Source organism: Leptotrichia sp. oral taxon 221, assembly GCF_018128245.1.
Lineage (GTDB): Bacteria > Fusobacteriota > Fusobacteriia > Fusobacteriales > Leptotrichiaceae > JABCPH02.
Window position 1 is genome coordinate 1,397,788 of record NZ_CP072378.1, and the last position, 17,637, is coordinate 1,415,424.

The following is a 17,637-nucleotide window of genomic DNA, read 5'->3' on the forward strand; positions in this document are numbered from 1 at the left end:
TCTTTCTTATTTTATTCTTCAAAACCACTTTCCTTAAATTCCTTTAGTTTTGAAAAAATTTTTTCTATCTCAAATCCTTGTCTTGCAAGACTTTGAATCACTTTTTGTTCCTCTTTTAACCTTTTCATTTTCCCTTCCAAACTTGTATCCTTTTCCTCATCATCAACCAAAAGTTTTTTTCTATGCTTCAGTATCGCCTTTTCCAATTTTCTATCTTCAATATTTTTTTCCATTTCCTCTTCGATTATATTATAGGCTTTATCAATCGTCTCTCTGTTTATACCTTTTTGAAATAAATTATATGAAATTCTATTTTTTCCATATTTTCTATTATTAATATAGCTTATGGTATAATCTAGATCGTTAATGTATCCAAGTTCTTCCAATTTTTGTACAGCTTTTTGAACCATTTTTGCATTAAAATATTTTTCATTTAATTTTGTCTGAAGTTCTTTCTTTGTCCTATCCTTCAAAGAAATTATAAATATCCCTTTTTCAAGAGAAGCCTCATATGAAACGTCATCATAGAGGCTTTCAATATCATCATTCACTTTCAAATTATACTTCTGCCTTATTAACGGACTTACATCCATTATTTCCTCATTATCCAAATACAATTTATTTCTTTGAATTTTTTTAATTATCTTCATTTACTTCTTCTGATTGCACTTCTTCTTGTGTTTCTGATACTTCTACTTTAACTTCTTCTTCAAGAACATCTGATTTTGGTCTTATCGCTTCAAGAACTTCTTTTTCCAATCTTCCATACAATTCTTTATTCTCTTGCAACATTTTTTCAACGTTTACTCTACCTTGTCCAAGTCTTTCATCTCCATAACTGAACCAAGCTCCACTTTTAGCCGCAATTCCTAAATCTATCGCCGCATCCAAAACTTCTCCAATACGAGAAATTCCAGTTCCATACATTATATTAAATCTAGCTTCTTTAAATGGCGGTGCAACTTTATTCTTCGTTACTTTAACTAAAACTTCACTTCCAATTACTTCATCAGATTGTTTTACAGAACCTACTCTTTTAACTTCCATTCTTACTGTAGAGAAGAATTTCAACGCTCTACCACCTGATGTTGTAGTTTGAACACCTGGAACAAATGAGAATCCGCCGATTTTTTCTCTAATTTGGTTTATGAAAATCATTACAGTATTTGATTTTGAAATACTTCCAGTCAATTTTCTCAACGCTTTTGACATCAATCTAGCTTGTAATCCCATTTGCTGATCTCCCATTTCTCCTTCAATTTCAGCTTTTGGAACCAAAGCCGCTACTGAATCGACAACAATTACATCCATAGCTCCACTTCTAACTAGCATATCCGCAATCTCTAAAGCCTGTTCCCCTGTATCTGGTTGTGAAATCAACAATTCATCAATATTCACTCCCAAAGCCTTCGCATAAACTGGATCCAATGCATGTTCCGCATCAATAAATCCTACAATTCCACCTTCTTTTTGTGCCTCTGCGATAATATGTAACGCCAAAGTCGTTTTCCCTGATGATTCAGCCCCATAAATTTCAATAATTCTACCTCTTGGAACTCCACCAATTCCCAAAGCTATATCCAAATTCAAACTTCCTGTCGAAATAGCTCTAATATTCATTTTTTGGTTTTCCCCAAGTTTCATTATCGAACCTTCACCATATTCTTTTTGTATCTGCTTCAACGCCAAATCTAAAACTTTACTTTTATCTGACATATCTTTTTCATCTGCTTTTTTTCTAGCCATAACCTCTCTCCTTTTCTAATTTTATTTCAATTCTCTTTATTACAAAATTTTTAAATCTTCAAATTCTCAAATTTCTTAAAAATTTCCCCTCAATTTATTCCCTCTCTCCTTTCGTAATTTTTCATATCTGTAAAAATCAAATTTCTCTTTAAAATTCATACTTTTTAATTCTTATAAATTGTAACATCACGTACAATTCCTCTCAATTTTTCAATATCAATTTATAAAAAAATAATTTATTCCTACAAATATTTCTCCTATATTATACCAAAAATTCTCAAAAATAAAAAGATATGAATTTATTAATTACCATTTTATATAATAAAATAAATTCACATCTTTATTTATAATATTTAAATATTAGTCCTATTTATAACTATTTCATAGCTTCTACTTGTTTCAAGATTTGGTCTGCTCCTTGTACTTTAGCTGCAACTGCTTCTTTTAATAATTTAACTGCTTCAGCTTTTTTACCCATTTGAGCATATAATTGTCCTAACATTGCTTTAGCTTGGTTATCTTTATTTTCAGTAATAGCTTTTTGTAAGTATTTTTCAGCTAATTGAGGACTTCCTAATCCTGCATAGAAAATTCCTAATTCTTTATTTACTGTTGTAGGCGCTTTTGCTTTCAATTTATTGTAGATTGAAGTAGCATTTGCTGTATCATTTTTTGATTCATAAATTGCTAACAATAAGATATTTGCATCATTGCTCTTAGGATCTGCCGCTGCTGCTTTTTTCAAGTAGTCTTCAGCTTTTGTTAAGTTATTTGTTTGTAAGTAATGTGAACCTAACATTCCTAAAATTTGTGCATTTTTTCCACTTGTAATTGTATTCATTTCAGTTAAATATTTTTCCGCATCTGCGTTATTTTTTTCAGCTAATGCTATTTGTGCAAGAAGGTATCCTGCTGGTAATTTAGCTTCTTTTGATGCACTGCTATATGAATCTTTTAAATATTTTTTAGCATTTGGAAGATTATTTTTTCCTAAATAATATTGACCAACATTATAATTTATATATGCTTTGTAATCTACATTTGAAGATGACATTGCTTTATTATATCTTGCTTGACCTTTTGATTGCATTCCATTTTCAAAATAGAAGATAATTAAACTTGAAGCTAAATCTCCATCTGCTCCTTGAGTTTTTTCATCTGCCCAAGAAATATAATTTTCTGCTCCTTTAATATTTTTTTCTTGAAGACTGATTAAGTATAATAATCTTGCAGCTTCTACAGTATCTTCTGTAACAGTTTTTCCATCATTCCAAGCTGATAATAAATATTTTTTAGCTGTAGGTATATTATTTTTCCCTAAGTAATATGCTCCTAATTGGAAATTAGCTTTTGTTACATAAGTTGCATCTCCTGAGTTTACTACTTTTTCTAATACTTTTACTGCTTGTTCAACTTTATTACCTTTTGCTAAATTTTCTGCATTTTGATAATCACTTTTTGCATCTGCAAAAGATAACGCACTTGCTCCTAATAATGCTCCCACTAGTAATAATTTTTTCATTTTTCCTCCTAAACTAATATTCTCTTTTATAATAAAATACTTCATAATCTTTTTTACTTAATAAATTAAGTAAACTAAATCACAAATATTTATATAATATCGAAAATATTTCTCCTCTTATTTTTTTAATTTTTATTATTTTTTAACGAATTGAGTTATTCTATCACAAAAACCTTAGAAATAACTTTCTAAAACTGCACTAAAACCTTTGTGAATTCCTTAAAGGTAGTAAAAATCAACTATTTAAACTCTCTATTATTTTCTCAATTCTTCAACTAATTCTGTTTTAGATGCTGTTTTATCATCTACATTTTTAATAATTTTAGCTGGTGTTCCCGCTACAACTACATTTTCTGGTACATTTTCAGTAACAACCGCTCCTGCTGCCACAACTGAACCTTTCCCAACTCTAACTCCCTCTAAAACAACTGCATTTGCTCCGATAACAACGTTGTCTTCAACTACTACAGGATCTGCTGAAGGTGGCTCAATAACTCCTGCTAACACTGCTCCAGCTCCAATATGACAGTTTTTACCAACTTTAGCTCTTCCACCAAGAACAACGTTCATATCAATCATTGTCCCTTCACCAATTTCAGCACCAATATTGATAACAGCTCCCATCATGATAACTGCTCTATCTCCGATTGAAACTTTATCTCTGATATAAACTCCTGGCTCAATTCTTGCATTAATATTTTTAATATCAAGCATAGGAACTCCTGAATTTCTTCTATCATTTTTTAAATAGTAATTTGTTAAGTTATTATCTTTTATAACTTTTTCAACATTTTGCCAATCTCCAAATACTATTTTCAATCCATCTTTTCCTATAACTTTACAAGAATGAGTCTCTTTTATTTCTTCATCTGTATACAATTCAACTGGTGTAGTTTTTTCAGCATTTGCTATAAATTGTATAATCTCTTTTGATCTTTCTAATTCTGTCATTTTCATCTCCTATTTTTAGTATTCAATAATCTATTTATTTATCCCTAAAACATCTTTCATTTCATAACTTCCAGCTGGTTTACCTTTTAAATAAAGAATAGCTTTTACAGCTCCGTCTGAAAACATTTTTCTTGACAAAGCTTCATGTTTTATTTCTATAATTTCGTCATTTTTTGCGTAAATCACAGTATGTTCACCTACAATATTTCCACCTCTTATAGAATGAACTCCAATTTCTTTAGGTTGTCTTTTACTTTCTCCTTCTCTTCCGTAAACGACTCTATAATCTCCATCTAAATTCTTTTCTACCACTTCTAACAACGTATTTGCTGTTCCACTTGGTGCATCAATTTTTCTATTATGATGCTTTTCAACTATTTCAATATCGAAATCACTCAATAATTTTGTTGCATAAGCTACTATTTCATTTAAAACAGTTACTCCTAGTGAGGTATTTGTCGCTTTAATCAATGGTATTTTTTTTGATGCATCTTCTATTTTTTTCAACTGTTCTGGTGTATGTCCTGTTGTTGCTATAACTACAGGTACATTTTTTGAAACAGCCGCTTCTAGAACATCATCAATTAAAGTAAAATGTGAAAAATCAATAATCGCATCATAATCTACATTTTCTCCACTTAATTTTTTGAAATCTCCATTTCCTAATGGATCAACAAATCCAACAAACTCATTATTTGAACTTATAATTGAATCTTTCACGTATTGTGCCATAACTCCAGCACCATAAACAACTATTTTCATTATTACCTCTCTAAATTTATGTACTAAAACTTCTGCTACATAGGTTTTATTAATATTTATCTAAATTTTAATTTCCTATTTTATTTTTCATAAAAATTATTACGAACTTCTTACACCTGTCATTAATAATCTATCTGGTTTTGTTCTAACTTTATCAGTTTCTATTTCTAAAATACTTTCTGAAGCTCCTATTTTTCTTAATCTTCTTAATACTTCAATAGTAAATTCTTCATAATCTGATTCCGATAATTTTTTACCAAATTTATCCATTTGTTCAGATAATTCATAGAATTCTTTATTTTCATCACTTAATGTAGGTGTATTTATGTATTTAATTACTTGATTTGTATTTTTATCCTCTTTCACTGTTCCCCACAACAAATCAAAGTTATTTGATAATTTATCAGATGGTGCAATTACTTTTTCTGAATGTGCAACTTCTGCAAAATTTCCATAAGCATCTTCATACCCTATAAATACTTCATAATCTTTACTTGTGTCAACATCAAGTATATAATGTGAACCTACTCTTTCATGTCTTACAATTTTTCTATATTCATGTCCATCCTTAAATAATTTTATAATAATATTATCTATAACATGATTATTTTCTGCCAATCTATTAAATGTTTCTTCTCTTATTTCCCAATATACATACAATGTAGTTGGATTTTTAGGCATAAGCACTGCTTCATCTACAAAATAAGCACTTGGCAAGAATGCTTTATCGAAATAAATATCTTCTTTATTTGATACTCCAACATGCTCAGATCCTCTAACAAATTTAGATTTATTTATTTCAGTTTCAACTAATCTTTTTTCAATTTCTTCAGTATTTATATCTCTATATTTAAAACTTAAAGCTCTAAATTTTCTTATTCTTCTATTTAAAATTCTTATTAATTTTTTGTTTGGATAGTTTCTATAATAAGAAGCTCTTGGAGATTTTCTTACTTTGATTCCTTTTGCTTTTTCTTCTGATTTTGATTCTTTTGATTTTTCTTTCATTGATTTTTCCTCTTTTTTCAAATCTTTAACAAAAACTTTTTTATCTTCTTCAGTACTCACTTTTTTTGTTACATTTTCTGTTTTTTTCTTTGACAATTTTTTAATTTTACTCATTTAAAAGCCTCCAATTTTAATTTTTTATATGTCTTTTCATACTCTATACTTTAAAGTATATCATAAATATTTACAAAGTCAAATTTTTATGTAAAACTTATTTTTTTATATAAAAATAATTTATATAAAATTAAATCTCTGCAAATATAACTGCAAGAAGAATTATATTTTAAGTTTTTTCTAATTGGAATTTTTTTGTACTAAAGACTGCTCTAATTACTTTCCAAACATTTTTTCAAATATTTATTTAACCTATTAAGTATGGAGCTAAAATAGAAATAGCTCCATCCATTAATAAGTATCCAAATTACATAAATAATATGGATTTTTATTTTCTCAATAAATTACTTTGAATTTTTTTCTTAGTTCCTAAAATATCTTGTTCTTCATGTATTTTATTTCGTTTTGAAGCTTCGATTGCAGCTTTTTTAGCCATTCTAATAGCATCTGCTTTTTCTGCTTCAAGAACTTCTTCACCAAGGACAACTACTTTATCCTGTCTAACTTCTAAAAAACCTCCGTTTAAAAAATACGATGTTTCTTTATTATCTTTTTCACGGACTAACATTTCACCAGAACCAATTGGAGAAATAAAATTAATATGTTTAGCCAATATTCCTATATCTCCTGTTTCAGTTCTAATTCTCAAAAATGTTACTGGTTTCTCAAAAACTAATCCTTCTGGTGTAACTACTTTTGCAATAAATTCTGTTGCCATAATTATCTCCTTTACTCAGCCATTAACTCTCTTGCTTTTGCAACAGCTTCTTCAATCGTTCCAACGTATAAGAAAGCTTGTTCTGGTAAATCATCATGCAATCCATCAAGGATTTCTTTAAATCCTCTAATTGTATCTCTTAAAGGAACATATTTACCTTTCATACCAGTAAATTGTTCAGCTACAGCGAATGGTTGTGAGAAGAATCTTTGAATTTTTCTTGCTCTATTAACAACTAATTTATCTTCTTCATCTAATTCATCCATACCTAGAATTGCAATTATATCTTGTAATTCTTTGTATCTTTGTAATACTTTTTGAGTATTTCTTGCAACTTGATAATGTTCATTTCCAACAATTTCAGGTTCCAAGATTCTTGATGTTGAATCAAGTGGATCAACTGCTGGATAAATTCCAAGTGATGCAATTTGTCTTGATAATACTGTTGTCGCATCCAAATGTGCGAATGTTGTTGCTGGTGCAGGGTCAGTCAAGTCATCGGCTGGTACATATACTGCTTGAACTGATGTAATTGATCCAGTATTTGTTGATGTAATTCTTTCTTGTAAAGCACCCATTTCTGTTGCCAAATTAGGTTGATATCCAACTGCTGATGGAACCCTTCCTAATAATGCTGATACTTCCGCTCCAGCTTGTGTAAATCTAAAGATATTATCAATAAATAACAACACATTTTGTCCTTCTTTGTCTCTGAAGTATTCTGCCATTGTCAAAGCTGTTAATCCAACTCTAAGTCTTGCACCAGGTGGTTCATTCATTTGTCCATACACTAATGCTGTTTTGTTAATAACTCCACTTTCAGTCATTTCGTTATAAAGATCTCTACCTTCTCTCGTTCTTTCTCCAACTCCCGCAAATACCGAAAGTCCTCCATGACCTTTTGCAATATTATTAATTAATTCTTGAATTAATACGGTTTTACCTACTCCAGCTCCACCAAATAATCCAATTTTTCCACCTTTTAAGTAAGGTGCTAATAAATCCACTACTTTAATTCCTGTTTCCAAGATTTCTGTATCTGTTCCTTGTTCATCGAATGATGGTGCTTCTCTATGAATTGGATTTCTAGTAACATCTGCTCCTAAAGCTTCACCTTCATCAACTGTTTCTCCTAATACGTTAAATATTCTTCCTAATGTCGGTCTTCCTACTGGTACTTGAATTGGTTTACCAGTATCTACTACATCTAGTCCTCTTTTCAAACCATCTGTCCCTGACATCGCAACTGCTCTTACAATTCCGTTTCCATTATGAGAATGAACTTCTGCTACTAATTTTGTTCCATCTTCATTAGCTAACTCTAAGGCATTATAAATATCAGGTAACTCGTTTTCAAATTTTACATCTATAACTGGTCCGATAACTTGAACTAGTTTTCCTATATTAGCCACTATTTAACCTCCTTTACAATTATGTTCTTATTTTAATGCTTGAGAACCACTTACAATTTCAGTCAATTCTTGCGTAATCATTGTTTGTCTTTCTCTATTATAATCTACTGTTAATCTTTTAACCATATCTGCTGCATTATCATTGGCTTGTTTCATAGCTGACATTCTTGCTGAATGTTCACTCGCTGAATTTTCCAATAATGATTGATAAAGTTTAATATTCAAAACTTTTGGAATAAAAGCTGTTAATACTTGATCTTCCGAAGGTTCAAATACATATTCTTTTGTTGGAAGATTTTCTTTTTTCTCAATTGGAAGCAATTTTTCAATTTGAATGTTATATTCTATTGCCGAAACAAATTTAGAATAAATCAAATATACTTCATCATAAAAATCATTTAAGTAAAATTGAGTAATATCTTCACTTATTTTCTTCCCTTTTTCAAACATTGTTTCAGGAATTAATTGAACATACTCACTGTCTACTTGAATTTCTCTATTTTTACAGTAATCTTTTGCTTTTTTCCCAATTGTTACTACCGAAACTTCTTTTCCTTCTTTTTTAAATCTCTTTATCATTTCATCTAATTTTCTCAATGTAACAGAGTTAAAACTTCCACAAAGACCTCTGTCAGAAGTCATTACAACTATTCCGACTTTTTTTACTTCTCTTTTTCCATCAAAAATAACAAATCTATTTCCTTTTAAACTTGCTACTAGATTATCGAAAGCTAAGTCTATTGCTTCTGCATATTTTCTTGATTTCAGTGTAAGAACCTGAAACTTTTTAAATTTTGTAGATGATACAATATTCATTGCATTAGTGATTTGACTTGTATTTTTTATACTGTCAATTCTCTCTTTTATTTCCTTCATGTTTGCACCCATTTGCTTCACCTACTAACTAAGAATGTATTCTTTTTTATATTGTTTGATAAACTCATCTATTTCTTGTCTCAAATCATCTGTTAATTGTTTTTTATCTAATATTTTTCCTAAAATATCACTATTATTTCTCATACTTTCAATTAACGATTTTTCAAAATTTCTAACTTTTTCAACTGGAATATCATCAAAGAAACCATTTGTTACGCTATAAAACGAAATAACTTGTTCTTCAACTGCATAAGGTGTGTATTGTGCTTGTTTTAGCACTTCCATAATTCTGGCACCTCTATTTAATTGATCTCTAGTTGCTTTATCAAGGTCTGATCCAAATTGTGTAAATGCCAACAATTCATTATATTGAGCTAATTCCAATTTTACTTTTGAAGCAACCTGTTTCATTGCTTTTATTTGAGCGTTTCCTCCAACCCTTGATACAGAAACCCCTGCATTAATTGCTGGTCTGAATCCTGAATTAAATAAGTCTGTTTCCAAGAATATTTGTCCATCTGTAATTGAAATTACATTTGTTGGAATGTATGCCGAAATATCTCCAGCTTTTGTTTCAATAATTGGTAAGGCTGTTATTGAACCTCCACCTAATTTATCACTTAATTTTGCTGCTCTTTCAAGTAATCTTGAATGTAAGTAGAATACATCCCCAGGGAATGCTTCCCTTCCAGGTGGTCTTTTCAATAATAGAGACATTTCTCTATAAGCAACGGCGTGTTTCGATAAATCATCATAAACTATCAAAACATTTTTCCCTTGATCCATAAAATATTCTCCCATAGCCACTCCTGAATAAGGTGCTAGATATTGTAATGGAGCTGATTCTGATGCTGTTGCAGCAACTATTATTGTATATTCTAATGCTCCTGTTTCTTCTAATTTTTTGTATATTTGAGCAACTGTTGATCTTTTTTGTCCGATTGCTACATATACACATAATGTTCCTGTTCCTTTTTGATTAATTATAGCATCAATTGCAATTGCTGTTTTACCAGTTTGTCTATCTCCTATAATTAATTCCCTTTGACCTTTACCAATTGGGAACATTCCATCTATTGATTTAATTCCAGTTTGTAATGGTTCACTAACTGGTTTTCTTGCGATAATTCCTGATGCTTGTCTTTCGATAGGCATATATTTATCAGCTTTTATATCACCTTTTCCATCTATAGGAGATCCTAAGGCGTCAACTACTCTTCCTAATAATTCATTTCCAGCTGGGACTTCAGCTACTTTTCCAGTACCTCTAACTGTACTTCCTTCTTTTATCCCTCTACTTTCACCAAAAATTACTGCTCCTATATTATTTTCCTCTAAATTCAATGCCATTCCTACTACACCATTTTCAAATGTTAATAATTCTCCTGACATCGCATTACTTAATCCGTAAATCCTTGCTATTCCATCTCCAACTTCCAACACCGTTCCAACGTTAGAAACATCCAGAGTCGATTTATAGCTTTCAATTTCTTCACGAATAATTTTGCTCACTTCTTCTGGTTTTATTCTCAAGAAAAAGCACCTCCTATTCTAGAATATTCTTTTCATATCTTCAATTTGATGCTTGATAGAGCCATTTATTACATCGTTTCCAACTTTTATAATTCCTCCACCAATTATGCTTTCATCAATTTCAAGATTCAGAACTATTTTTTTACCATATTTCTTCTCTAATTTTTTTATTAATTTTTCTTTTTGTGCTTCAGATAATTCTTTTGTAAATATAGCTACAACTGGTAATTTACTTTCTTCTTTATACAAAAAACTAACATAATTATCTCTTATCAATGAAATATAGTTCATTCTATCTTTACTAACTAAATAATTAATTATATTAAATGATTCTGGATTTATAAAACTAAATGCCTTTTTTAAAAATTTTTCTTTTTCTTCAGTTGTTACAATTGGATTACTCAAAAAATTTCTAAAATTTTCATCTTCATTATATTTTTCAGTCAATAAATTCAAAATTTCTCTAATTTCATCTTGTTTATTGTTTTCTTTTGCAATCTCATAAATTGCTGTAGCATATCTTTGAGCTATCATATTATTATCCACATTAATCACCTACTTGCTCAATAAAATTATCTATTATCGTATCCTGTTTATCTTTGACATTTTCTTTAATTATTTTTTCAGCAAGTTCGGCTGCCATGTGACCAACTTCTTTTTGAAGCGCAAATTTAGCATTAAGTCTCATTTTCTCAATATCGGCTTCTGCTTTCATCATCATTCTATCTCTATTTTCCATAGCTGTAGATACAATTTGATCTTTTCTTTCATCAGCTTGTCTTTCAGCTTTAATAAGAATATCATTTGCTCTTCTTTTTGATTCTTTTTTCAATTTAGTAATCGCTGTTTTTTGTTCTTCTAATTTTGCTTTTTCATTTTCAACGATTTCCATTTCAGATAATGCCATTTTTTTTCTATCTTCAAGCACTTTCCCAATTTTCTTAGCAAACGCCCTCCAAAAGATATAAACTAATACTAAAAAATTAATAATTTGAATAGCCATCGTAAAATCTATATTTACTAATTTTGCTCCCTCGTTCATTATTTCCACTCCTTGATTTTTTTAGTATTATCCTTTTAAGAAGATTAACAAGAATGCTATTACTAACGCATAAATTGCTGATGATTCTGTAATTGCTAACCCTGTAATCAATGTTTGCATAATATCTTGTTTTGCTTCTGGTTGTCTAGAAATAGCTTCTACTGCGTATCCAGTTGCAATCCCTTGTCCTAATCCTGCTCCAATTCCTCCTATTGCTGCAATTCCTGCTCCTAATAATGCTGCTGCTTGTACTAAGTTTCCCATTTTTTTCCTCCTAAAATTTCTAATTTTTTTAAATTTTAAACTTTGCTTTTTAAAGAATTTTTTATTCTTCTCCTTCGTTCTCTTCTCCTAATGCTTCACCTATATAAACTGATGACAATATAGTAAATACAAAAGCTTGTACTATACCTATAAATCCATCCAAATATAATTGTAATAATATCGGCCAACCAACTGAAAAAGAAAAACTTCCTTGAAGTAAATTTCTAGTCGCTGACTGTATTAAATTACGACCAACTAAACTATATAAAAGTCCACCAATTACAAGTCCAGCCAACATATTTCCAAATAATCTCATTGATGTGTTAAGTACTTTCGATATTATCTCAACTACATTTATTGGAAACATAAACCACATAGGCTCGAATAAACTTTTTAAGTATGCTACAAATCCGCCTCTTTTTATTGACAATCTCAAGAATAAAAAGATTACTACTAATGATAACCCTATAGCTGTATTTGGATCAGCTGTCGGAGTCCTAAAGAAATGACCTACATGATATACTCCATTTTCTTTTGTGATCATTAGAATAAACGGAAATAAAAACAAACTTAAATTTGAAAATAGTATAAAAGCGAACAAAGCCGAGAAAAAAGGTACAAATTTTTTCTTCTTTTCTCCAAATGTTGTCAAAAATGTATTTTCAATAAATTTATAATATTCTTCTAAAATTACTTGTAACTTACTTGGATTTGTTACACTGATGTTTTTAGTTCCAAGTTTCAAAATAATGATTAACAATATCATTATTGCCCAAGTATTTAAAACAGTTTGGCTTAATTGAAAATTGATTTTACCAAAAACAAAATGAAAATAATGTGGTGCTTCAACTACTGCACTTGGCATTACGAATTTGATCGGCAAGAAAGTCGACATCAAAGCCAAGATAATATTAACAACCAGCATCATCGCAAACAAAAATATTATAAACTTAGTCATTTTTTGTTTCATCTTCTATCTCCTTTCTCTCTAATATAAAAGCAATTGAAAAATTCTTTTTACAAATTCTTCACTTTCTATTATACTCCTATTATCGTTTTTTTGCAAACATTAAAATCATTTGATTTATAAAAATTGAAAATTTAAAATTTAATGCTCCTAAGCCAGTAAATACAAGATTTTGAATGAGATAATCAGAGAAATATTTTTTACTCACATATCCTACTAAAAAAAATCCAATTCCCAATATTATCAATCTTTTAAGAAATTCTAAATTCCCTCTCAATTTTGGTCGTGATTTTAAATAAAAAATCTTTTGAACGCCATTTATTAGTAAAAGAATATTTATTGTAGAAATTAATGAACCTACAAAATATGCGAAATATAATTCTACTCGATTAAAAATTATTCCTATTAACAGAATTACTATTGCTAAAATTATTGAAATTTTATATATTTTTTTTATTTCTTTTGGTATATTTTCTAGCATATTCACCTCTTTTTCGTATAATTCTCATTTTCCTATTTAATATTATTAATTTCTTTTATTAACGACCAATAACCCGAAAAAGCTCCTATTATCAAAAATATAATCAAAACTATCGGCTGCTGATGTTTAAACACATATTTTTCCAACAATAAATATACTCCTAACATCAACAAAATCGGCATTGACAACGTATAAATCATATTTGTCGCAATCGAAAAATATTTCATTAATACGTTATTTCTTTTTCGCTTTAATATCTCATCTTTATTGTGTCTTCCCAACTTTTTTTCTATCTCATAAATTTTTTGTTTTCTTTTTTCATCTTCAGTTTCATTTTTTTCCACTTTTTCTTCTGTTTTTTCACTCATTTCTATTCATCCCTCAAATTCATATTCACTAAATTTCTATTTTTTCTTAAATATAAAAAATATTCTACTTTCTCCAAATTCAGGATTACTAGCCGTATCCATCACTTCAAATCCATTTTTTTGTGCAGTTTCAATTATCCAAGCAAAATCATAAATAAATTTATATTGCAAATCATTGTATTTTCTGAATAAATTATCATCTTTTGTTTGTCTTATAAATAAATCTATTTCCACAAGATGTTTTTTCGCACTTAACTGTTCGTGGCGCCAAATACTTGTATATTCCTCTTCCTCATCTAAAAAAATATCATTTTCAAATATTTCCTCAAATATCCCTTCACCAACAGCATCAAAAATTAGTAATCCATCTTTTTTTAAATTTTTCTCACTTTTTTGAATAAATTTTATAAATTCCTTTTCACCTTTTAAATAATTTACAGTATCAAAGTTACAGATTATGTAGTCTGTCTCATTTTCACTCTCATAATTAATAATATTCTCTTTTATCAATTTGTAGTTCTGATTTTTTAAATTTTTCCCTTGCAACTTTTTATCAGCAACTTCCAACATTTTTTCTGATAAATCAATTCCAGTTACTGAAAAGTCATCCTTCAAAAATCTATAAATAAATTCTCCTGTTCCACAACCTAAATCAATGACTTCTCCCTTTTTTTTCATAAAATTTCTCAAAAACTTATACCATCCGTTATAATCAACGTGTTTCATAAAAATGTCATACACTTCAGCAAATTCCTTATGCTCCATATTCTCAACCTTTCTTCTACTTTAAATTTTTATTTTTAGTACATTATATCACAAAATTTTATCAAAACATATCTAACAAATGATAAATTTATAAAATAAAAAGAACAACCTTTTAGATCGTCCTTTTTAAAAAATTATCCTAAAACTTCTTCAACTTTTTTAGATAATTCTTCTACATATTTATCAACTGTTTCTTGTTTTTCAGCTTCAACCATTACTCTAATCAATGATTCTGTACCAGAAGCTCTCACTAAAATTCTACCTTTTCCATTAATTTCTTTCTCTTTTTCTTTTATGAAGTCAATTAATTCTTTGTTAGTTTCCCAAGTAGCTTTTTTCTCTTTAGAAACTATTATATTTCTAGAGTCTTGTGGCCATAATTTAATATCTTTTACTAATTCATTTAAAGTTTTTCCACTTTCTAAAAGTGCTGCAACTAATTGAATTGAAGATAAAACTCCATCTCCAGTTGTGTTATAATCCAACATTAAAATGTGTCCAGATTGTTCTCCACCAATATTCAATCCATACTCTTTCATCTTTTCTAGAACATATCTATCTCCAACATTAGCTCTTATCAAACCAATTCCTTGTTCATCTAAATATTTTTCAAATCCCATGTTACTTAAAACAGTTGTCACAACTTTATTGTCATTTAACAATCCACGTTTTTTGAAATATCCAGCAATTATAGCGATTACTAAATCTCCATTAATAACATTTCCTTCATGGTCAACAGCTATCAATCTATCAGCATCTCCATCAAACGCCAATCCTAAATCAGCCTTGTAAACTTTTACAACTTCTTGTAATAATTCTGGATGAGTTGAACCACAATTTACATTAATATTTTTCCCATTTGGAATATTATTTATAACAATAATCTCAGCACCTAATTTTTGATAAATTTTTGAAGCAACTCTGTAAGCTGCACCATTTGCTGCATCAATAACGATTTTTAAACCTTTGAAGTTTGTTTTTACTGTCGAAGCTAAGAAATCTAAATAAATTCTCATATCATCTTCAACATATTTGAATCTACCTAAATCATCTCCACTTACTTGATGTTCCAATAATTTTTCTCTATTTTCCATCAATGATTCTAATTCTTCTTCAACTTTATCTGGTAATTTGTACCCATTTGAGCTAAAAATTTTAATTCCATTATCTTTTACTGGATTGTGAGAAGCTGAAATCATAATTCCTGCATCTGCTTTTAATTTTCTTGTCAAATAGCACACACCAGGTGTTGGCAATACTCCTACAAAATCAATATGTACTCCCATCGAATTCAATCCTGCAGACAAAGCTGATCTTATCATATATCCTGATATTCTAGTATCTGTTCCTAAAATAATTCTTGGTTTCCCTGCTTTTTTTCTATGTTTTTTTAAATAATATCCAAGAGCTAGCCCCAAATTTGTAACTAAATCGATAGTTAAATCTTTATTGGCTTCTCCTCTCATTCCGTCTGTTCCGAAATATTTTCTAGCCATTTTTCCTCCTAAAATTTTATACCATTTTTAATAAATATCACAAATATTTATTTTCTAAATTTTTCTATTACTTTTATAAAATGTTGTTTTTGCGGTTTTTGTGGTTTTTCTTCTTTCACTTCTTCCACTTTTTTCCCTTCTAAAGGCAATACAATAATAATTTCTGTCCCTTTTCCAACTTTAGATTCTACCTCTATTTTACCATCATGAATTTCAACAATCCGTTTAACAATTGCAAGACCCAATCCAGTTCCACCAGTAGCCTTAGTTCTAGAAAGATCAACCCGATAAAATCTATCAAATACTCTTTTTGCATCTTCTTCAGAAATTCCAACACCTTCATCTCTCACCGAAATTCTTCCAATTCCATCTTTTAACTCAGATTTTATATACACATTTGTACCTTTTTCAGAATATTTCACTGCATTTTCAATCAAGGCCCTTATCGCCTGTTGTAATAATGTTTCATCTCCTTGAATGCTAAAATCTTCACCTTTTTCTAGATGAAATTGATGCGTTGTCATAGAAATAACAGTATCTGAATAAATTTGAGTAACCATCTCATTTATATCAATTTTAACGAAATTTGTATTAATTTTCGTAATTTCACCTTTTGCCAAAAATAATAATTTTTGAACAAGATTTCTCATATTATCTGTCTCATTTATAATCGAATCAATTGATTCCTCAAAAATTTCTTCATTCGTCAATCGTCGCTTTTTAATTATTTCAGCATAACCTTTTATTATTGCTAACGGCGTTCTCAACTCATGAGACGCATCTGACACAAATTTTGTCTGATTCTCAAATGAAAATTCAAGCCTATCTAACATTTCATTTATAATCAACGTCAAGTTTTGCAACTCATCTTCTCTTTTAGGAACTTCAATTCTCTCTTTCAAATCTTCACTATTAATTTTTTTCGCAATTTTTACAATATTTTTTATTGGTTTAGTTATTGCCTTACTCAATATTTTTGAAATAATTATTGTTATAAGTACTCCAATCATTGAGAAAATAAGCACTAAATATTCCAATCTTTTATAAATTTTATCTTCTTGCGTAATATTTTTTAAAGTATACACATTAAACGTAAATCCTCTAATCTGTTTACTTACTTTAAATGTAAAATATTTATTTTTCTTACCAAAATCAAGAACTTTCCCTTTTTCGTTTTCACTTTCAATATTTGCCTTTTGCAAAACTTCCAATATTCTTTCATTTGACAACGTTGCCTCATCAGTATCCGTTGAATTAACAGTATTTATTGGCACTTTATCAGAAACATCATTTGAAATCTCAAAAACATACAGATAATTATCCTCACCTGGATTAAAAGGCTTTGTATGATAAATTTTTTGTCCACCTTCTCCAATCGTTGGATTAAAATCTATTGACAAACTTTTCGTCTGTTTTGCAATTAATTCAACTCTTTCAAAATAACTTTCTATCTCTTCTATTTTCTTTGCGGCTGATTCCTTACGCAACTTTTCACTTTGCACCTTTAGACTATAAACTAATGTCACATTAGAAAGTAAAATCAATATGAAAAATAGAAGAGCGTAATTCATAGAAATACGGTCTTCTAATTTTATTTTTCCCATAGTAAATC

General features: G+C 29.1%; 19 protein-coding genes. All 19 read right to left on the reverse strand.

Annotated elements, in window-relative coordinates; all coding sequences use genetic code 11:
* Positions 1 to 11 precede the first annotated feature (11 nt).
* The 19 genes from J4863_RS06210 to J4863_RS06300 all read right to left on the reverse strand — a co-directional run bounded on the left by J4863_RS06210 (position 12) and on the right by J4863_RS06300 (position 17,629).
* Positions 12 to 650 (reverse strand): regulatory protein RecX, encoded by a 639-nt coding sequence (locus J4863_RS06210; RefSeq protein WP_211617929.1) that lies wholly within the window; start codon positions 648 to 650, stop codon positions 12 to 14.
* On the reverse strand, positions 637 to 1,746 hold the full coding sequence (gene recA, locus J4863_RS06215) for a recombinase RecA (RefSeq protein WP_211617930.1): 1,110 nt from the start codon (positions 1,744 to 1,746) through the stop codon (positions 637 to 639). The genes J4863_RS06210 and recA overlap by 14 nt, the downstream gene beginning before the upstream one ends.
* A 376-nt stretch (positions 1,747 to 2,122) precedes the next feature.
* A complete protein-coding gene (locus J4863_RS06220) occupies positions 2,123 to 3,268 on the reverse strand; it encodes a lipopolysaccharide assembly protein LapB (RefSeq protein ID WP_211617931.1) in 1,146 nt (381 codons plus the stop codon).
* A 255-nt stretch (positions 3,269 to 3,523) separates the two neighbouring features.
* Positions 3,524 to 4,219: a 2,3,4,5-tetrahydropyridine-2,6-dicarboxylate N-acetyltransferase gene (dapD, locus tag J4863_RS06225; protein WP_211617932.1), complete on the reverse strand. Its 696-nt coding sequence runs from the start codon at positions 4,217 to 4,219 to the stop codon at positions 3,524 to 3,526.
* Positions 4,220 to 4,249: 30 nt separating this feature from the next.
* Positions 4,250 to 4,981, reverse strand: a complete 732-nt coding sequence (gene dapB, locus J4863_RS06230) for a 4-hydroxy-tetrahydrodipicolinate reductase (RefSeq protein ID WP_211617933.1) — start codon at positions 4,979 to 4,981, stop codon at positions 4,250 to 4,252.
* Positions 4,982 to 5,080: 99 nt separating this feature from the next.
* Complete coding sequence (locus tag J4863_RS06235; RefSeq protein WP_211617934.1) at positions 5,081 to 6,103, reverse strand: DUF4912 domain-containing protein; 1,023 nt, start codon at positions 6,101 to 6,103, stop codon at positions 5,081 to 5,083.
* Between the two features lie 328 nt (positions 6,104 to 6,431).
* Complete coding sequence (gene atpC, locus J4863_RS06240) at positions 6,432 to 6,821, reverse strand: ATP synthase F1 subunit epsilon (RefSeq protein ID WP_211617935.1); 390 nt, start codon at positions 6,819 to 6,821, stop codon at positions 6,432 to 6,434.
* 11 nt (positions 6,822 to 6,832) lie between these two features.
* Positions 6,833 to 8,233: a F0F1 ATP synthase subunit beta gene (gene atpD, locus J4863_RS06245; RefSeq protein ID WP_211617936.1), complete on the reverse strand. Its 1,401-nt coding sequence runs from the start codon at positions 8,231 to 8,233 to the stop codon at positions 6,833 to 6,835.
* Positions 8,234 to 8,260: 27 nt separating this feature from the next.
* Entirely contained in the window at positions 8,261 to 9,121 is an 861-nt protein-coding gene (atpG, locus tag J4863_RS06250) for an ATP synthase F1 subunit gamma (protein ID WP_211617937.1), read from the reverse strand.
* A gap of 12 nt (positions 9,122 to 9,133) precedes the next feature.
* Positions 9,134 to 10,642 (reverse strand): F0F1 ATP synthase subunit alpha, encoded by a 1,509-nt coding sequence (gene atpA, locus J4863_RS06255; protein WP_211617938.1) that lies wholly within the window; start codon positions 10,640 to 10,642, stop codon positions 9,134 to 9,136.
* Between the two features lie 18 nt (positions 10,643 to 10,660).
* Entirely contained in the window at positions 10,661 to 11,188 is a 528-nt protein-coding gene (gene atpH / locus J4863_RS06260) for an ATP synthase F1 subunit delta (RefSeq protein ID WP_211617939.1), read from the reverse strand.
* 1 nt (position 11,189) lies between these two features.
* Complete coding sequence (gene atpF / locus J4863_RS06265) at positions 11,190 to 11,684, reverse strand: F0F1 ATP synthase subunit B (RefSeq protein ID WP_211617940.1); 495 nt, start codon at positions 11,682 to 11,684, stop codon at positions 11,190 to 11,192.
* Positions 11,685 to 11,711: 27 nt separating this feature from the next.
* The gene (atpE, locus tag J4863_RS06270; RefSeq protein ID WP_211617941.1) at positions 11,712 to 11,948 is read right to left on the reverse strand and encodes an ATP synthase F0 subunit C; all 237 of its coding nucleotides are present in this window, start codon (positions 11,946 to 11,948) and stop codon (positions 11,712 to 11,714) included.
* Positions 11,949 to 12,009: 61 nt separating this feature from the next.
* Complete coding sequence (atpB, locus tag J4863_RS06275) at positions 12,010 to 12,918, reverse strand: F0F1 ATP synthase subunit A (RefSeq protein ID WP_211617942.1); 909 nt, start codon at positions 12,916 to 12,918, stop codon at positions 12,010 to 12,012.
* A 79-nt stretch (positions 12,919 to 12,997) separates the two neighbouring features.
* On the reverse strand, positions 12,998 to 13,396 hold the full coding sequence (locus J4863_RS06280; RefSeq protein ID WP_211617943.1) for an ATP synthase subunit I: 399 nt from the start codon (positions 13,394 to 13,396) through the stop codon (positions 12,998 to 13,000).
* A gap of 32 nt (positions 13,397 to 13,428) precedes the next feature.
* Entirely contained in the window at positions 13,429 to 13,764 is a 336-nt protein-coding gene (locus tag J4863_RS06285; RefSeq protein ID WP_211617944.1) for an AtpZ/AtpI family protein, read from the reverse strand.
* Positions 13,765 to 13,800: 36 nt separating this feature from the next.
* Positions 13,801 to 14,529 carry a class I SAM-dependent methyltransferase gene (locus J4863_RS06290; RefSeq protein ID WP_211617945.1) on the reverse strand — a complete coding sequence of 243 codons (729 nt, stop codon included), beginning with the start codon at positions 14,527 to 14,529 and terminating at the stop codon, positions 13,801 to 13,803.
* A 134-nt stretch (positions 14,530 to 14,663) separates the two neighbouring features.
* Entirely contained in the window at positions 14,664 to 16,025 is a 1,362-nt protein-coding gene (gene glmM / locus J4863_RS06295; RefSeq protein ID WP_211617946.1) for a phosphoglucosamine mutase, read from the reverse strand.
* A 47-nt stretch (positions 16,026 to 16,072) separates the two neighbouring features.
* Positions 16,073 to 17,629: a cell wall metabolism sensor histidine kinase WalK gene (locus J4863_RS06300; protein ID WP_211617947.1), complete on the reverse strand. Its 1,557-nt coding sequence runs from the start codon at positions 17,627 to 17,629 to the stop codon at positions 16,073 to 16,075.
* Positions 17,630 to 17,637: the final 8 nt, after the last annotated feature.

Bases quoted from the DNA above. Each gene is read 5' to 3' on its own strand.
- J4863_RS06210 (WP_211617929.1), bottom strand. From the start codon at position 650: ATGAAGATAATTAAAAAAATTCAAAGAAATAAATTGTATTTGGATAAT.
- recA (WP_211617930.1), bottom strand. From the start codon at position 1,746: ATGGCTAGAAAAAAAGCAGATGAAAAAGATATGTCAGATAAAAGTAAA.
- J4863_RS06220 (WP_211617931.1), bottom strand. From the start codon at position 3,268: ATGAAAAAATTATTACTAGTGGGAGCATTATTAGGAGCAAGTGCGTTA.
- dapD (WP_211617932.1), bottom strand. From the start codon at position 4,219: ATGACAGAATTAGAAAGATCAAAAGAGATTATACAATTTATAGCAAAT.
- dapB (WP_211617933.1), bottom strand. From the start codon at position 4,981: ATGAAAATAGTTGTTTATGGTGCTGGAGTTATGGCACAATACGTGAAA.
- J4863_RS06235 (WP_211617934.1), bottom strand. From the start codon at position 6,103: ATGAGTAAAATTAAAAAATTGTCAAAGAAAAAAACAGAAAATGTAACA.
- atpC (WP_211617935.1), bottom strand. From the start codon at position 6,821: ATGGCAACAGAATTTATTGCAAAAGTAGTTACACCAGAAGGATTAGTT.
- atpG (WP_211617937.1), bottom strand. From the start codon at position 9,121: ATGGGTGCAAACATGAAGGAAATAAAAGAGAGAATTGACAGTATAAAA.
- atpF (WP_211617940.1), bottom strand. From the start codon at position 11,684: ATGAACGAGGGAGCAAAATTAGTAAATATAGATTTTACGATGGCTATT.
- atpE (WP_211617941.1), bottom strand. From the start codon at position 11,948: ATGGGAAACTTAGTACAAGCAGCAGCATTATTAGGAGCAGGAATTGCA.
- atpB (WP_211617942.1), bottom strand. From the start codon at position 12,918: ATGAAACAAAAAATGACTAAGTTTATAATATTTTTGTTTGCGATGATG.
- J4863_RS06280 (WP_211617943.1), bottom strand. From the start codon at position 13,396: ATGCTAGAAAATATACCAAAAGAAATAAAAAAAATATATAAAATTTCA.
- J4863_RS06285 (WP_211617944.1), bottom strand. From the start codon at position 13,764: ATGAGTGAAAAAACAGAAGAAAAAGTGGAAAAAAATGAAACTGAAGAT.
- J4863_RS06290 (WP_211617945.1), bottom strand. From the start codon at position 14,529: ATGGAGCATAAGGAATTTGCTGAAGTGTATGACATTTTTATGAAACAC.
- glmM (WP_211617946.1), bottom strand. From the start codon at position 16,025: ATGGCTAGAAAATATTTCGGAACAGACGGAATGAGAGGAGAAGCCAAT.
- J4863_RS06300 (WP_211617947.1), bottom strand. From the start codon at position 17,629: ATGGGAAAAATAAAATTAGAAGACCGTATTTCTATGAATTACGCTCTT.